This is a genomic window from Streptomyces spiralis, from assembly GCF_014654675.1.
GTDB classification, from domain to species: Bacteria; Actinomycetota; Actinomycetes; order Streptomycetales; family Streptomycetaceae; genus Streptomyces; species Streptomyces spiralis.
The window spans coordinates 43,792-58,372 of record NZ_BNBC01000058.1 but is presented as its reverse complement, the minus strand read 5'-3'; the positions used below and the strand labels follow the sequence as shown (position 1 = coordinate 58,372).

Below are 14,581 nucleotides of genomic sequence, written 5' to 3'. Positions count from 1 at the left end.
CGGAGTGGTGGCCAGCTTCCGCGTCATCGACCGCCACCACGGCGACAAGGGCTACGACGACGACGGCGGCGACTACTGATCCCCGACCTCTCTGCACAACACAACGCAGCACCATCACAAGCACCACAAGCACCAAAGCACCACAAGCACCACTCGAGAGTCCCGGCCCGCCGTAATCGGGCCGGGACTCCCATGTGTGGACGCCGCACGCGGCATGCGTTGACATGCTCGCCACAAATCGGTGATGCTGCGAGAGCGCTCTCGTCGCACGGAACAGAACGGAAATGAACGGAACCGAGCGAAACAGGACGGGACCATGAGACTTTCTCGCCGCCTGTCGGGGGCTGCGGCCTTCGTACTGTCCGGCCTCCTCGCCGCCGTGATGTCCCTGACGTCCGCGCAGCCCGCCCAGGCGGGGCAGACCGGCCTGCGGGCCGCGGACCCGAGCGTCCTGCGGGTCGGGGGCACCTACATCGCGGTGCAGTCGACCGGCGGCGGCATCGTCGTACGGCAGGCGGCGTCCACGGCCGGTCTCGCCTCGGCGCCGGCACGGCAGGTCTGGTCGGACACGCGGGGCCGGGGCGAGGTCTGGGCACCGGAGATCGTGAGAGACGGCGGGCGCTACTACATCTACTTCTCGGCCGGCGCCGGAGCCGCCCACCGGATGTACGTGATCAGCTCCGCCACGCCGGACAGCGGATACACCGCCGAGACGAAGCTGGCGCTGCCGGACGACAAGTGGGCCATCGACGGAACCCTGTTCACCTTCGGCGGGCAGCGCTGGCTCGTCTGGTCGGGCTGGGCCGGCGACACCAACGTCGAGCAGAACCTCTACATCGCCCGGATGAGCAGCCCTACCACCCCGGCCGGAGCGCGGTACATCATCTCCCAGCCGCGGGAGGGCTGGGAGCGCGTGGTCGGCAACCCGTTCATCAACGAGGCGCCCGAGGCGATCAAGGACCCGAACGGGCAGTTGCACATCGTGTACTCGGCCAACGGCAGCTGGAGCGATCAGTACTGCCTGGCCGATCTGAGGCTGCGGGCCGGCGGCGACCCGACGTACGTGTGGGACTGGTACAAGTCGAACGGCTGCCTGTTCGGCTCCAACGCCGCGACGATGATGCGCGGCTGGGACCCGACCCTGTACGTCAACGGCCCCGGCCACCACACCTTCGTCCTGCTGGACGGCGACATCGCCACGAGCCCTCCGGCGGGGCCGACGTTCCCGCTGATGTTCCACGCGGTGCCCAAGGGCACGCCGTACACGTGGGAGAACCGCTACTGGTACACCGGCACGTTCTGCTGGTGGGGCAGCACCACCTACAGCCGCGCCAACGTTCCCGGCCCGAACACCGACACCGGCTGGAGCCTGAAGTTCTTCGAGTGACCCGGCTCCCGCGGGGCATCACTGTCGACCGTTTCATGGTTAATCTCACAGAGATGTGAGAGTTTGGGCCCAGGGGGCCCAGGGCTGGAGCACGGCATGAGTACGGTGTGCATGACGACGTCCGTGGCCGAGAAGCTGCGCGAGTGGTGGCGGGCGTGCCCGCAACCACACTGGCTGATCGGGCCCGTGCTGCTGATCGTGGCCATTCCCGTCGCCGACGGATTCCTGCCCCCGGACATTCACCTCGCCCACCTGCTGGTCGTCGCCGTGGCGATCACCGCCATGGGCACCGGTCCGCGGCCCACCGCGCTGGTCGGCGCCTTCGCGGTCCTCGCGCTGGTCGGCGCCGCGGTGGAGCGAAGAACCCTGACGACCGAGAGTGTCATCGTCGAACTCTCCTCGCTCGCCGTGCTCTGCGGCCTCCTGGTGTTCTTCACGTCTCTGCGGAACCGGCGGGAGCGGGAGCTGATCCGGGTGCGCACGGTGTCCGACGCGACCCAGCGAGTCGTGCTGCGCCCGCTTCCCGAGCGGGCCGGCCCGGTGTCCCTGGCCTCGGCCTACCGCAGCGCCGAGGCCGACACGGGCATCGGCGGCGACCTGTACGCCGTGGTACGCACCGGCGGATCGACCCGGCTGATCATCGGGGACGTACGCGGCAAGGGCCTGGCCACGATCAGCGACACGGCCATCGCGCTGGGCGCCTTCCGTTCCGCCGCCCACCGCGAGATGCCGCTGCCGGAACTGGCGGCCTACGTGGAGGACTCGGTCCGCTGGGGTCTGCGCGAGTTCTCGGAGCCCGCGGAGGACGTACCCGAGCGGTTCGTGACCGCCGTACTGCTGGACATCCCCGACGAGCAGCCGGTGGTGCACGTGATCAGTTGCGGGCATCCACCGCCGCTGCTGCTGCGCCCCGGCGCCGCCACGGCGACCCTCGCGGTACCCGAGCCCGCGCCTCCGCTCGGGCTCGGCGTGATCTCCGAAGGGGCGTACGCCCCCGTGTCCTTCCCCTTCGCTCCCGGTGACCGGCTGCTGCTCTACACCGACGGTGTCACCGAGGCCCGCGACCGCCGAGGCGTGTTCTATCCGCTCGCCGAACGCGTCGCGGCCTGGGCGGACCACCGGCCCGATCAGCTGCTCCGAAGGATCACCGCCGATCTGGAGACGTACGTCGGCGGACGGCTCAACGACGACATGGCCATGATCGCCCTGGAGCGCGACGGGCAGCCGACGGCCGCCTGACCCGCCGGAGGCCGGCCGCTCACATGTCCTTCAAATCCGGGTCGCGTCGATCTCCTGTTCGGCCCACACCGTCTTGCCGGCGGGTGAGTAGCGGGTGCCTCGTCGGCTGGACATCTGTGACACGAGGAAGAGGCCTCGGCCGCCCTCGTCCGTCACCCGGGCATGCCGCAGGCGCGGGACGGTGTCGCTCGCGTCGGTCACCTCGCAGACCAGGACGTGGTGCCGGATGAGGCGCAGGGTGATCGGTGCGGCACCGTGCCGAATGGCGTTGGTGACCAGCTCACTGACGATCAGCTCGGTGGTGTCCGCGACACGCTCCAGTCCCCACTCGGTGAGCCGCGCGGTGGCCAGGGCCCTGGCGTGCGCGACGGCGGCCGGCTCGTCCGGCAGGTTCCAGCAGGCGACCTGTGCGGGACTGAGCGAGCGCGTCCGGGCCAGGAGCAGGGTGGCGTCGTCGAGGAGCGCCTTGGTGGGAAGGGTGTCGAGGACGGCCGAGCAGAGTTCTTCCAGGGGGCGGTCCGGCTGTGCGAGGAGGGTGCCGAGGCGATGCATTCCGGCCTCGATGTCCTCGTCACGCCTCTCGACCAGTCCGTCCGTGTAGAGGGCGAGCACACTGCCCTCGGGCAGTTCCAGCTCCACGGCCTCGAAGGAGGCCTGCCCGACGCCGAGCGGCAGACCCGAGGGCAGGTCGGGGATCGTGACCCGCCCCTGCGCCGATATGACCACGGGCGGCGGGTGACCCGCCCGTGCCATCGCGCAGCACCGGGTGACCGGGTCGTAGACGGCGTACAGGCAGGTGGCGCCCGCCTCCGTGGTGGCGTGCCCGTGGATGTCGGCCGCCTCGTCGGCGAGGCGCCAGATCGTGTCGTCGAGATGTGCCAGCAGCTCGTCGGGGGGCAGGTCCAGGTTCGCGAGCGTGTGGACCGCCGCGCGGAGCCGGCCCATGGCCGCCGCGGCGTTGATGCCGTGTCCGACGACGTCGCCCACGACGAGCGCCACCCGGGCGCCGGACAGCGGGATGACGTCGAACCAGTCCCCTCCCACCCCGTCGTGCGTGTCGGAGGGAAGGTAGCGGGAGGCCACCTCCACGGCCGCCCCTCCGGTGAGGTGCCGGGGCAGCAGGTTGCGCTGAAGGGCGAGCGACGCGGTGCGCTCGCGCACATAGCGGCGGGCGTTGTCCAGAGACAGCGCGGCGCGGGCGACGAGTTCCTCGGCGAAGCCCAGATCGTCGGCTTCGAACGGCGCGGAGTCGTCCATGCGCACGAAGACCGCCACGCCCAGTACGGCACCGCGTGCGTGGATCGGCACGATCATCATGGAGTGCATCCGGTGCTCGCGGATCTTGTCCAGCCGCTCCCGGTCCCGGTCGAGCCAGGTGCCGAGCGAGGTGTCGAGCACCGGTTCGAGATGGGATCTGCCCGAGGTCAGGACATCCGTGAAGGGCGAGGACGTCGGGACGAACACGGGATCCCCGCGCGCCCACAGGGACTCCGGAGTCCCCTCGTGGATCGAGGCCACACCCGCTCGGCGGAAGGCCGGTATGTGCCTGTTCGGCGCGCCGAGCCGGGTCAGCGACTCCTCGCCCCGCGGGACCGAATCCACCAGGTCGACGGTGACGTAGTCCGCGACGCGCGGCACGACGAGGTCGGCGAGTTCCTGCCCGGTCCGCATCACGTCCAGCGTGGTGCCGATCCGGGTGCCGGCCTCGCTGAGCATGGCCAGGCGTTCACGTGCCCGCTGTCTGTCGGTCACGTCGACACTCATGGCGCACACCCCCAGGGTGTGCCCCTGGGCGTCCTCGAGGCGGAAGAAGGAGGTCGAGAACGAATGCTCCTGGCGGCCGTCGGTCGCCGGCCACGCCCGGTAGGCGTGGTCGATCATCGGGGTGCCGGTGTGCAGGACCTGGCGCATCACCGCCTCCGCCGATTCGGTCTCCGGTCCCGGCAGCACCTCCGTCAGCCGTCGTCCGAGCCGTTTCTCGCGGGGGATGCCGTCCTGGAGTGCCAGTGCGTCGTTCACCCAGACGCAACGCAGGGCGGGATCGCGGACGACGATGCCTATCGGCGTGCCGGACAGCAGCGCCTCCACCCCCGCAGCGCTGAGGGGCCCCGTGACGGCGTCCGTCGCCTCCACCGCGGTGACCAGCCACTGGGTCCTTCCGCCCTGCCCCGCGAGCGGGCACGCCCGCAGGTGCGCGTGCACGGTGCTGCCGTCCCGTCGGCGGAGCCCGACGATCCCGGACCAGCTGTCACCGGAGCGGCCCCGGTCCGCGTGTGCGGATGCCTTCCGGGCGTACTCGGGCACGGCCAGCATCTGCGCGGCCGGGCGGCCGACCGCCTCCGCGGCCGGACGGCCGGTCAGCCGCTGCGCCGCCCGCGTCCACGCGATCACCGACCCGTCCGCGTCCACGACCGCCATGGCCGCGCCCATCGTGGGCCCGGTCCCCCGTCCGGTGCTCGGCGTCGTCTCCTCAGTTCTGGCCATCGGGGCCGTCCCTTCTACCGGGTGTCTCTCGGGCGGCAGGGCCCGTGTCGGCGAGGCGGTCGAGCCAGTCCGCCAGGAGGGCTCGCTCGGAGCGCGTCATCACGGTGGTGTCGCTGTCGAGCAACGCCTCGCGCAGGGCCGCGGCCCGGCGTGCGACGTCCGTGCCCTCCTCCTGGTCGCCGGTGCCCGTGGTGGTGATCGTGCGCAGCACGTGTTCGCGCGCCACGGCCGCCAGTTCGAGATTCCGCTCGCCCGGCGGCGTCGCGATCAGTGAGAGCACGACACCGATACCGTTGGCGTGCATGAGTTGCGTGGCGCGCTCCACGCTCATGCGGAGCCGGCCGGCGTCCGCCACCCGCGCGATGTTCCGGCGCAGGATCGCGATGGTCTCGAGTCCTCCGGGAATCCCGCCGCGGTACCGCCCCTCGCCGTACATCAGCACGTAGAAGCCCGGCCGGGACAGGCCGAACTCCACGTGCAGGTCCCAGGACCGGCGCAGGTCGGCGACGGGGTCGTCGGTCTCCTCCAGGCTCTGCTTCTCGCGGAGGTACTGCCGGAACCCGTAGGCGGCGAGCGCGTCGAGCAGCCCGTCCTTGTCTCCGAACAGCCGGTACAGCGTCGGTGGCTGCACCCCGGCCGCCGCGCTCACCGCACGCGTGGAGATGGCCGCACGGCCCTCACGGCTCAGGAGATCCGCTGCGGCGCACAGAACCCGTTCCCGGGTATACACGGCACGTTCCCACACGTACCCGATTTTATCGCTGTTATCGCAATTTCAATCTCATTGATAGGACTTTTATGCGCGAAACGGAGAGTGGTTCGACGCCACCCCCTCGACGGGCACCCTGTCAACCGCCGGGCCACCACCACCCCACCCACACGATTGGTATAATGGTCTGACATCAAAGAAGGTCGAGAGGGAGGGGCCACCCCATGGCGGGCGGAACGCTCATCGTCGGCGCCAGTCAGGCCGGTCTCCAACTGGCCGCATCGCTGCGGCAGTTCGGGGACAACCGGCCGATCACTCTGGTGGGTGAGGAGATCCATCCGCCCTACCAGCGACCGCCCCTGTCGAAGGAGTTCCTGAGCGGAGAGAGCGATGCGGAGTCGCTCGCCCTGCGCGCCGCCTCCTACTACGCCGACGCCGGCATCGACCTCGTCAGCGGCCGGCGCGTCACGGAGGTCACCCTCGCCTCCTCCGGCCGCCCCGGCTCGGGCGTCGCGAGAACGGCAGACGGCCGCTCCTTCCCCTTCGACCGGCTGGCACTGACGGTGGGCGCCGCGCCGCGGAGACTGTCCGTGCCCGGGGCCGACCTCGACGGCATCAGCTGTCTGCGCGACCGTGACGACGCCGCGGACCTGCGCGGACGCCTGGAATCCAGCGCTCGCGTGGTGGTCGTCGGAGGCGGATTCATCGGTCTGGAGGTCGCCGCGGCGGCCCGTGCGCTCGGCAAGGAGGTCACCGTCGTCGAGGCCGCCGAGCGGCTGATCTCCCGAGCCGTGGCCCCCGTCGTCTCGGAGTTCTACCGGCAGGCCCATCTGCGGCGCGGCACCCGCGTGCTGCTGTCGGCGGCCGTCGCCGGCTTCGAGGGCGCCGACGGCCGGGTGACGGCGGTCCGGCTCGCGGACGGCGCCGTGCTGCCGGCCGATCTCGTCGTGGTGGGGGTCGGTGTGGTGCCCCGCACCGAACTCGCCGAGCAGCTGGGACTCGCCTGCGACCGCGGCATCGTCGTCGACGCCCACGCCCGCACCAGCAACCCGCACATCCGCGCCGCCGGCGACTGCACCGTCCAGCCGCATCCGGTGACGGGCGTGGGCACCGTGCGCCTGGAGTCGGTGCAGAACGCCGTCGCGCAGGCAACGGCCGCCGCCGCCTCGCTGCTCGGCCGGCCCGTCGGGGCCGCGCCCGTGCCCTGGTTCTGGTCGTACCAGGGCGACCTCAAACTCCAGATCGCCGGGTTGTCGACGGGCTATGACGAGTACGTCGTGCGGGGCGAGCCGGACAGTGAACGCTTCTCCGTCCTCTACTACCGTCAGGGGGAACTGCTGGCGATCGACGCCGTCAACAGCCCCGCCGAGTACATGGCCGTACGCAGAGCCCTCATGGACGGGGCGAGTGTCCCGCCGTCTCTCGCGGGTGACCCGGGCACGCCCCTGAAGTCCCTGCTGGCCGCCCGCCGGCGCCCGGCGGTGCCCTCGCCCTGATACCGCACCGGGACGGCGCGACCGCCTCGAAGCGGTCCGGCACGGCACTGACCGTGCTGCCGTCCCGGGCCAGGTGGCACTGACCCGGGACGGCGCGAGGTGCGCCATGGGCTGACGGCCCGGCCCGTCAGATGACCGCCGACTCCAGCGACTCCGGGGCGAACAGTTCCTCGGGCCGCCACAGCCGGGCGGAGAGCCCCTGCTCGTGGTGGTAGCGCAGGAACGCCTCCAGTGTCTCGCGGTTGCCCTCGACGCCGTAGGACCAGTAGTCCTTGCCCAGCAGGGCTCGGGTCTCCTCCAGCTGGGGCGTGAGCCAGGGCAGCATGAACCGCAGGGCGGAGGTGTCGTACAGGCTCTCGTACGCGGCGTCCTTCGCCGCCAGCAGGGCCTTGTAGAGGGACTGCGCGACCCAGCGGTGACGGTCGTAGACGTCCCTCCGGATCACCACGACGTGCATGACGGGGAAGATGCCGGTGGCCGCGTAGTACTCCTTCTCGGCGGCGATCACGTCCGGGAACACCCGGCGCACGCGCGGGTCGCCTGCGACGAACGGGCTCGGTACCCGCGGGGTGCACAGGGCGTCGATCTCGCCATCGGCGAGCATCGCGGCGAGCGTGCGGTCCTCTGGGATGCGGCTGATGCTCAGCGAGTCCGGCAGGTCGACGCCCGCCTTCTCGATGCGGCCCGGCGTCTCCTGTCCGCCGGTGAGGTAGCTGACCGAGTCGACGGGCACACCGTGCCGGTCGGCGAGGATGCCGCGCATCCACACACAGGCGGTCAGCTGGTACTCCGGGGTGCCGACGCGTTTGCCACGCAGGTCCTCCGGCCGGGTGATGCCCGCGTCGGCGTGACAGTAGAGCGAGCCGTGCCGGAACATGCGGGAGGTGAAGACCGGCAGGGCCACGAAGGGCGAGGGGTCGGTGCGCAGCGACAGGACGTAGGAGGACAGCGACAGCTCCGCCACCTCGAATTCCTGGTGGCGCATCATCCGGAAGAAGGTCTCCTCCACCGGCAGCCGCAGATACGTCAGATCGATGCCGTCGGCGCGGACGGTGCCCTCCGCCAGGGCGCGCGTGCGGTCGTAGTCGCCGCAGGCGAAGGTGAGGTGCAGTGGGGCCATGGGCGGGTTACCTTCCTTCCGCGGTCAGCCGTGCGTCCAGGCGCGGGTAGACGCGCCGGGCGTTGGCCTCGTAGACCTTGTGGCGCTCGTCGTCGGTGAGCCCGGTGCGGTCGACGTACGTCTTCGTGTCGTCCCAGGGGATGCCGGTGTCCGGGTCGGCACCGCGTACGGCGCCCAGCATCTCGGAGGCGAACAGGATGTTGTCGGCGCCGATGACCCGGTGCAGCAGATCGATGCCGGCCTGGTGGTAGACACAGGTGTCGAAGAAGACGTTGTTCCTCAGCAGCTCGGCCGGGTCGGGCCGGCCCAGCCGCACGGCCAGCCCCCGATAGCGGCCCCAGTGGTAGGGCACCGCTCCCCCGCCGTGCGGGATGACGAACCGCAGCGTCGGGAAGCGGGAGAAGAGGTCGCCCTCGACGAACTGCATGAACGCCGAGGTGTCCGCGTTGAGGTAATGGGCGCCCAGCGCATGGAAGTTGGGGTTGCAGGACGCCGAGACATGCACCATCGCGGGCACGTCCAGCTCGGTCATCGCCTCGTACAGGGGGAACCAGTAGGGGTCGGTGAGCGGCGGCGAGGTCCAGTGGCCGCCGGACGGGTCCGGGTTGAGGTTGCAGCCGACGAAGCCCAACGTCTCCACGCAGCGGCGCAGTTCGGCTGTCGCGTCGTCGAGGCTGCCGCCCGGTGTCTGCGGCAGCTGGCAGACGGCCGCGAAGTGCCGCGGGAACAGTTCGACGGCGCGGTGCACGAGGTCGTTGTTCGCACGCGCCCAGGCCCGTGCGGTGGCCGGGTCCGGGACGTGGTGCTCCATGCCGGAGGCCTTGGGCGAGAAGAGCATCAGGTCGCCGCCGCGCTCCCGGAGCAGCTTGAGCTGGTTGTTCCGCACGCTCTCACGGATCGCGTCGTCGCTGATCGCGGCGGGTCGGGGGGCGGGCAGCGACGGGTCGGCGAGGCGGGCGAGCTGGGCGTCGCGGAAGGCCTGGTGCTGCTTCGGGGCGGTGGTGTAGTGGCCGTGCACGTCAATGATCATGGTTCGGCTCCTGGTCGACGTAGGTCAGGCCCTTGCGGGCGAGTCGCTCGCGCATCGCGCCCACGTCGAGGCTGAGCTCGCCGCTCGCGTAGCGCTTGCGGTTGGCGGCCTCCTTCTCCTCCCGGGCCCGGCAGGCCGTGAGCACCGCGCCGGCCGCGCGGCGGGGCACGACGACCACGCCGTCGTCGTCGGCGACGATCACGTCGCCGGGGTCGATCCGCTGACCGCCGCAGACGATGGGGGTGTTGACGTCGCCGAGGGTCTCCTTGACCGTGCCGTAGGCGCTGATGTGCCGGGCCCAGACGGGAAAGCCCATGCGCCGCAGGTCGGCCACGTCCCGGCAGCCGGCGTCGATGACCAGGCCCCGCACGCCCCGCGCGGCGACCGCGGTGGCGAGCAGGTCGCCGAAGTAGCCCGCCTGGGACGGTGATGTGGGGGCCACCACGAGGACGTCGCCGTCCTGGCACTGCTCCACGGCGACATGGAGCATCCAGTTGTCCCCGGGCGGCACGCTGACGGTGACGGCGGTGCCCGCGATGTGCGCACCCGCCCAGACGGGGCGCAGCGCGGTGTCGAGGAGTCCGGTACGGCCCTGGGCCTCGTGGACGGTGGCGGCGCCGATTCCGGCGAGGGCGTCGACGATCGCGCGGTCGGCGCGGCGCGGGTTGCGGACGACGACGCTCATGCCGCCGCCCAGGGCAGCAGGGAGACGTGCACGGCGTCCTCGCCCGTCTCGCCGCCGACGGTGCGGATGGCGCGGTCGGCCTCGGCCAGCGGGAAGCTGTGGGTGCTGAGCTTCTCCAGCGGGAAGCGGCCCGAGGCGAGCTGCTCCAGGGCAAGTTCGCAGGAGCGGTAGCTGTGGCCGCGGGCGCTCTTGAGGGCGATGGACTTCTCCGTGAGCTTCTTGAGCGGGAAGTCGGGGAAGGCGGCCAGTTCGCCCTGGACCACCATGGTGCCCTCGCGTCGCTTGAGTGCGTCGATGCCGAGCAGGACGGGTGCGGTGCCCGCGCCCGCGGTGCAGTCCAGGACGACGTCGACGCCGCGTCCGCCGGTGATCTCCAGGACCCGGGCGAGGGCGTCCTGCTGCGTCACGTCGATGACGTGGTCGGCGCCCAGCTCCCGGGCCAGGGACAGCCGCGCCGCGTCGCGTGTCGTGCCGGTGACGATGATCAGGGAGGCGCCGGCCTGCTTGCAGGCGACGACCTGGGAAAGGCCCTGCTGACCGGGTCCCTGGATGAGGACGGTGGAGGCGTAGCCGACGCCGGCCGTGACCAGTGCCCACTCGATGCCGTTCGACAACGGGGTGACCAGGCCGGCCAGTTCGGCCGAGACGCCGTCGGGCACACGGTGTGTCACCGCGTTCCACGGCAGGTAGAGGTACTGCGCGAAACCGCCCCAGAGGTGGTAGGGGTGGTTCGCCGAGGTGTAGCCGTAGCGGCGGGCGTCGGGGTTGGTGCGCCAGTCGGTGGCCTCGCAGTGCCGGTACTCGCCCCGGTGGCACCACTCGCACCGGTAGCAGCCGACGTAGTGTTCGACGAAGACCCGGTCGCCCTCGGCCAGGCCCTTGCGCTCGGTGAAGGTGCGTCCGGCCCGGGCGATGACGCCGACGTTCTCATGCCCCATGATCACCGGGTCGGCGAACGGCGGCTTGCCGTACATCTTCACGTCGGTGCCGCAGATCCCGGCGACCTCCACCTTCAGCAGGGCCCCGTCGTCGGGGATGTCCGGCATCGGGAACTCACGCAGTTCCGTCCGCCCGGGGGCCGTTCTGACCGCCGCCAGCACGTGTTCCGCCATGACGTCGTCTCCTCACGGTTCGGTGTGGTGTCCCACCGGGACCACCGGGACGCAGTCTATGGACTTATGGACTAACCATGCTACCTTTCCGGCCATGATGGCCCTACCTCAGCTCAGGACCGTGACCCGCACACAGGGCAACAACGAGGCCCTCAAGACCGGGGAGGTCACTCCCCGCGGCTTCCGCTTCGACTTCGAGGAGGTGCCCGTACTCGTCCACGCGTTCCGGCGCATGGTGCGGGGCCTGGAGTTCGACGTCAGCGAGATGGCCCTGACGACCTATCTGGTGGCGAAGGCGCACGGCGCACGGTTCACCGCGGTGCCGGTCTTCCTGGTGCGCGGTTTCCACCACGGCGCGATCTTCCACGATCCGGCCTCGGACGTGCGCGGCCCCAAGGACCTTCAGGGCCGCAGGGTCGGTGTCAGCCGGGGCTACACGGTGACCACCGGGGTGTGGGCGCGGGCCGTCCTGCGGGAGGAGTACGGCGTCGACCTCGACCAGGTCACCTGGGTGCTGTCGGGCGACGAACACGTGGCGGAGTACCGGCCGCCGGCCAACGTCGTCCCCATGGAGCCGGGCGGGTCACTGGAGGACATGGTGCTCGCCGGCGACCTGGCCGCGGTGATCGGACCCCGGCCCGACTCCCCCGCCCTGGCCCCGCTGATCCCCGACTCCCAGGAGGCGGGCTTCACCGCGCTGCGTGAACGCGGGCTCTATCCGATCAACCACCTGATCGTGATCCGCGACGAACTGCTGGAAGCGCGACCCGAGTTGGGTGAGCTGGTCTTCGACGCGTTCGCGCGCGCCAAGCAGCTGTACGTGGACCGGCTGCGCCGCGGAGCCATCGACTCCCCCACCGCGACGGACCGCATGTACCGGCGGGTGCTGGAGACGACGGGCACGGATCCACTGCCGTACGGCATGGAACCCAACCGCGCCGTCCTTGAGGAGTTGCTGCGGCACGCCGTCGACCAGCGCATCCTGGACCGTCCCATGCCGCTGGACACGCTGTTCGCCGAGGGCACGCGCACGCTGATCGCCTGAGCCGGTCCCGCTGTCCGACGTCGGAGGGAAACTCCCATGCGCATCACCATCGCCGCCGACCACAACGGCCACGCCCTCAAGGCCCGCCTCACCGCCTGGCTGACGGCGCACGGGCACACCGTCGACGACCGAGGCAGCCACTCCGAGGAGACGGTCGACTATCCGCCGCTGTGCGCCGAGGTGTGCCGGCAGGTGGTGGACGGCACCGCCGAGCGCGGCATCGTGCTCGGCGGCAGCGGGCTCGGCGAGACCATCGCCTGCAACAAGGTCCGGGGAATACGCGCCGGGCTCTGCCACGATCTGTGGAGCACCAGGATCTCCCGGGGCAACAACGACTCCAACGTCCTCGTGCTGGCCGCCAAGGTCCTCTCCCCGGAGCTTGCCGAGGAGATCGTCGAGACGTGGCTGTCCACCCCGTTCAACGGCGGCGTCCACGCGCGGCGGCTGGAGCAGATCGCCGCGCTGGAACGAGAGGAAGGGCGGCAGCGGTGACGGAAGCAGGGCGCGGCCGCGTCCTTCCTTCGCGGCCGCGCCCGGTTTCCCGCGCGGTCAGGGCACCCGGCCGAGGAACTCCAGCACCCGGGCGGGAGCCGACTCCTCGGTCTGCTCGGCCACCGGCACGTCCCAGTACTCGTTGACCGGCAGACACTCCTGCAAGTAGCGCGCGGCCGACGGCGCGTGGGAGGTGTCCTGTCCCGGCACGATCAGGGCCGGGACGTCGAGCCCGAGCAGGTCCTCCGGTTCCGCGCCGGGCACGGTGTCACGGTCGAACAGCAGCCGGGCCATGCCGGTGACGGCCGTCCGGTAGCGGTCGGGGTCGGTGCGCGCGTAGGCGTCGGCGAAGCCGGGGTCCGCTCGGATGACGTGCGCCCAGGGTCCGACGCGGGGGTCCTTGGTGAACCCCGCATCCGAGCCGCGCACCAGGGAGACCACTTCGGCGAGGCCGTGCTCGTCCGCGTGGCCGAGGTGATGGCGGAACCGCTCGTGCTGCTTCATCCGGTACTTCACCCCGCCCGCCGGGGAGTACAGCACCATGCTGAGCACCCGCTCCGGATGGGCGACCGCGAGGGCGGCGGCGGTGGAACAGCCCACGCAGCCGCCCATCAGGTGCGCCCGTTCGATCCCGAGGTGGTCGAGCAGGCCGACGCCCTGGCGGACGTAGTCCGCCCAGGAGATCCGTTCCAGCCGGCCCCCGGACCGGCCGGACTCGCGCCGGTCGAAGGTGACGCAGGTGAATTTCTCCGTGAGGTGGTCGAGCAGGCGCAGACGGCGGTAGATCCCCACCGTCCGCCAGCTCTCCAGGCTGGAGTCGAAGCCTCCGGGCGAGAACATCAGCAGAGGCGGCCCCGATCCCGCCACCTCGTAGCGGGTGGCGATCCCGTCGACGACGGCGATGGGCACGATGTTGCTCCTTTCGCTTCGGCCGACTGGTCAGGCCGCCGGCGGGACGGGTACACCGCCGGCGACCTGGCGTGCCGCTCGCACGTCCGCGGCGTAGGCCGTGATCGCGTCGAACATGATCCGGGCGACGTTGGCGTAGGTGTCCGGCGGATCGTCGAGCGCCGAGGCGGCGTAGCCGATGGCCGCGTGGGCCATGCGCATCCGCCCGTCGAGCCACGGGCCGCCGCCGAAGCCGCCGACCACGGGCACACGGACGGCCTCGGCGACGGCGGCGCCCACCACGGGACCGGAATTGGTGAAGTTGAGCAGGGCGGCACCGGCCTCCTCGAGCCGTTTGGCCTGCGCCACCATGGCGTCCCTCATCTCCACCGGCACCTGGTCGGCCGACGTGGGCACCGCGTTGTACTCGACGCCGTAGCGCAGCGCGGTCTGCGGGGTGATGCCGAACTGCGCGAACACCGGGATGCCGGCGCGGGTGATCGCCTCGACCGCCTCGGGGAAGTCGGCGGCCGCGTCGAGCTTGACCATGTCGACCCCGGCTTCCTTGACGAACCGGACGGCCGCCCGCACCGCGTCGGCGGTGCCCTGCTGCAGCGGCCCGAACGGGAAGTCGACGCTCAGCAGGGCTCGTTCGACCCCTCGCCGGACCGCTCGGGCGACCGTGATCATCTGATCCATCGTCACCTCGAAGGGGTTGTCGTGCCCCCACAGGTTCACGCCCACCGTGTCGCCGACCGAGACGAGATCCACCCCGGCCCGGTCCACGATGCGCGCGACCTGGCAGTCCCAGGCCACCACTCCGACGATCTTGCGCCCCTCGTCCTTCATCCGCCGCAGACCGCGCAGCGTGACCTTCTCGGACATGTCCTACGG

At 71.2% G+C, this 14,581-nt stretch carries 13 protein-coding genes; 5 read left to right on the top strand and 8 right to left on the bottom strand.

All coding sequences use genetic code 11. From position 1 onward, the window contains the following. The first annotated feature begins 316 nt into the window (after positions 1-316). The gene (locus IE318_RS38310; RefSeq protein WP_189907522.1) at positions 317-1,387 is read left to right on the top strand and encodes a glycoside hydrolase family 43 protein; all 1,071 of its coding nucleotides are present in this window, start codon (positions 317-319) and stop codon (positions 1,385-1,387) included. Between the two features lie 96 nt (positions 1,388-1,483). Next, complete coding sequence (locus IE318_RS38305; RefSeq protein WP_189907521.1) at positions 1,484-2,626, top strand: PP2C family protein-serine/threonine phosphatase; 1,143 nt, start codon at positions 1,484-1,486, stop codon at positions 2,624-2,626. A gap of 30 nt (positions 2,627-2,656) precedes the next feature. Here the strand turns inward: IE318_RS38305 and IE318_RS38300 are convergent, their stop codons facing one another. Beyond that, positions 2,657-5,110, bottom strand: a complete 2,454-nt coding sequence (locus IE318_RS38300) for a SpoIIE family protein phosphatase (RefSeq protein ID WP_189907520.1) — start codon at positions 5,108-5,110, stop codon at positions 2,657-2,659. Continuing rightward, a complete protein-coding gene (locus IE318_RS38295) occupies positions 5,097-5,855 on the bottom strand; it encodes a TetR/AcrR family transcriptional regulator (RefSeq protein ID WP_229904028.1) in 759 nt (252 codons plus the stop codon). Before IE318_RS38295 ends, IE318_RS38300 begins: the two co-directional genes overlap by 14 nt. A gap of 188 nt (positions 5,856-6,043) precedes the next feature. Here IE318_RS38295 and IE318_RS38290 point away from each other — a divergent pair, with 188 nt between their 5' ends. Beyond that, positions 6,044-7,315 (top strand): NAD(P)/FAD-dependent oxidoreductase, encoded by a 1,272-nt coding sequence (locus IE318_RS38290; RefSeq protein WP_189907519.1) that lies wholly within the window; start codon positions 6,044-6,046, stop codon positions 7,313-7,315. A 127-nt stretch (positions 7,316-7,442) separates the two neighbouring features. Here the strand turns inward: IE318_RS38290 and IE318_RS38285 are convergent, their stop codons facing one another. From IE318_RS38285 to IE318_RS38270, 4 genes are read right to left on the bottom strand one after another with little or no spacing between them, the layout of a single operon-like run. Beyond that, on the bottom strand, positions 7,443-8,435 hold the full coding sequence (locus IE318_RS38285; RefSeq protein ID WP_189907518.1) for a type 2 periplasmic-binding domain-containing protein: 993 nt from the start codon (positions 8,433-8,435) through the stop codon (positions 7,443-7,445). A gap of 7 nt (positions 8,436-8,442) precedes the next feature. Next, positions 8,443-9,465 carry an amidohydrolase family protein gene (locus IE318_RS38280; protein WP_189907517.1) on the bottom strand — a complete coding sequence of 341 codons (1,023 nt, stop codon included), beginning with the start codon at positions 9,463-9,465 and terminating at the stop codon, positions 8,443-8,445. Then, positions 9,455-10,150: a 4-carboxy-4-hydroxy-2-oxoadipate aldolase/oxaloacetate decarboxylase gene (locus tag IE318_RS38275; protein ID WP_189907516.1), complete on the bottom strand. Its 696-nt coding sequence runs from the start codon at positions 10,148-10,150 to the stop codon at positions 9,455-9,457. Before IE318_RS38275 ends, IE318_RS38280 begins: the two co-directional genes overlap by 11 nt. Next, positions 10,147-11,262, bottom strand: coding sequence for a zinc-dependent alcohol dehydrogenase (locus IE318_RS38270; protein ID WP_189907515.1), 1,116 nt, complete (start codon positions 11,260-11,262; stop codon positions 10,147-10,149). The genes IE318_RS38275 and IE318_RS38270 overlap by 4 nt, the downstream gene beginning before the upstream one ends. A 121-nt stretch (positions 11,263-11,383) precedes the next feature. Here IE318_RS38270 and IE318_RS38265 point away from each other — a divergent pair, with 121 nt between their 5' ends. Further along, on the top strand, positions 11,384-12,307 hold the full coding sequence (locus tag IE318_RS38265) for a substrate-binding domain-containing protein (protein WP_229904027.1): 924 nt from the start codon (positions 11,384-11,386) through the stop codon (positions 12,305-12,307). A 36-nt stretch (positions 12,308-12,343) separates the two neighbouring features. Next, positions 12,344-12,799: a ribose 5-phosphate isomerase B gene (gene rpiB / locus IE318_RS38260; RefSeq protein WP_189907514.1), complete on the top strand. Its 456-nt coding sequence runs from the start codon at positions 12,344-12,346 to the stop codon at positions 12,797-12,799. A 57-nt stretch (positions 12,800-12,856) separates the two neighbouring features. On the opposite strand, the gene IE318_RS38255 is transcribed toward rpiB, so the two are convergent. Further along, a complete protein-coding gene (locus IE318_RS38255; RefSeq protein ID WP_189907513.1) occupies positions 12,857-13,708 on the bottom strand; it encodes an alpha/beta fold hydrolase in 852 nt (283 codons plus the stop codon). 30 nt (positions 13,709-13,738) lie between these two features. Beyond that, positions 13,739-14,572 (bottom strand): 3-methyl-2-oxobutanoate hydroxymethyltransferase, encoded by an 834-nt coding sequence (locus IE318_RS38250; protein WP_189907512.1) that lies wholly within the window; start codon positions 14,570-14,572, stop codon positions 13,739-13,741. Positions 14,573-14,581 lie beyond the last annotated feature (9 nt).

What these genes read in the sequence shown, in the direction of transcription:
- IE318_RS38310 (WP_189907522.1), top strand. Translation starts at nt 317, where the DNA reads ATGAGACTTTCTCGCCGCCTGTCGGGGGCTGCGGCCTTCGTACTGTCC.
- IE318_RS38305 (WP_189907521.1), top strand. Translation starts at nt 1,484, where the DNA reads ATGAGTACGGTGTGCATGACGACGTCCGTGGCCGAGAAGCTGCGCGAG.
- IE318_RS38300 (WP_189907520.1), bottom strand. Translation starts at nt 5,110, where the DNA reads ATGGCCAGAACTGAGGAGACGACGCCGAGCACCGGACGGGGGACCGGG.
- IE318_RS38290 (WP_189907519.1), top strand. Translation starts at nt 6,044, where the DNA reads ATGGCGGGCGGAACGCTCATCGTCGGCGCCAGTCAGGCCGGTCTCCAA.
- IE318_RS38285 (WP_189907518.1), bottom strand. Translation starts at nt 8,435, where the DNA reads ATGGCCCCACTGCACCTCACCTTCGCCTGCGGCGACTACGACCGCACG.
- IE318_RS38280 (WP_189907517.1), bottom strand. Translation starts at nt 9,465, where the DNA reads ATGATCATTGACGTGCACGGCCACTACACCACCGCCCCGAAGCAGCAC.
- IE318_RS38275 (WP_189907516.1), bottom strand. Translation starts at nt 10,150, where the DNA reads ATGAGCGTCGTCGTCCGCAACCCGCGCCGCGCCGACCGCGCGATCGTC.
- IE318_RS38270 (WP_189907515.1), bottom strand. Translation starts at nt 11,262, where the DNA reads ATGGCGGAACACGTGCTGGCGGCGGTCAGAACGGCCCCCGGGCGGACG.
- rpiB (WP_189907514.1), top strand. Translation starts at nt 12,344, where the DNA reads ATGCGCATCACCATCGCCGCCGACCACAACGGCCACGCCCTCAAGGCC.
- IE318_RS38250 (WP_189907512.1), bottom strand. Translation starts at nt 14,572, where the DNA reads ATGTCCGAGAAGGTCACGCTGCGCGGTCTGCGGCGGATGAAGGACGAG.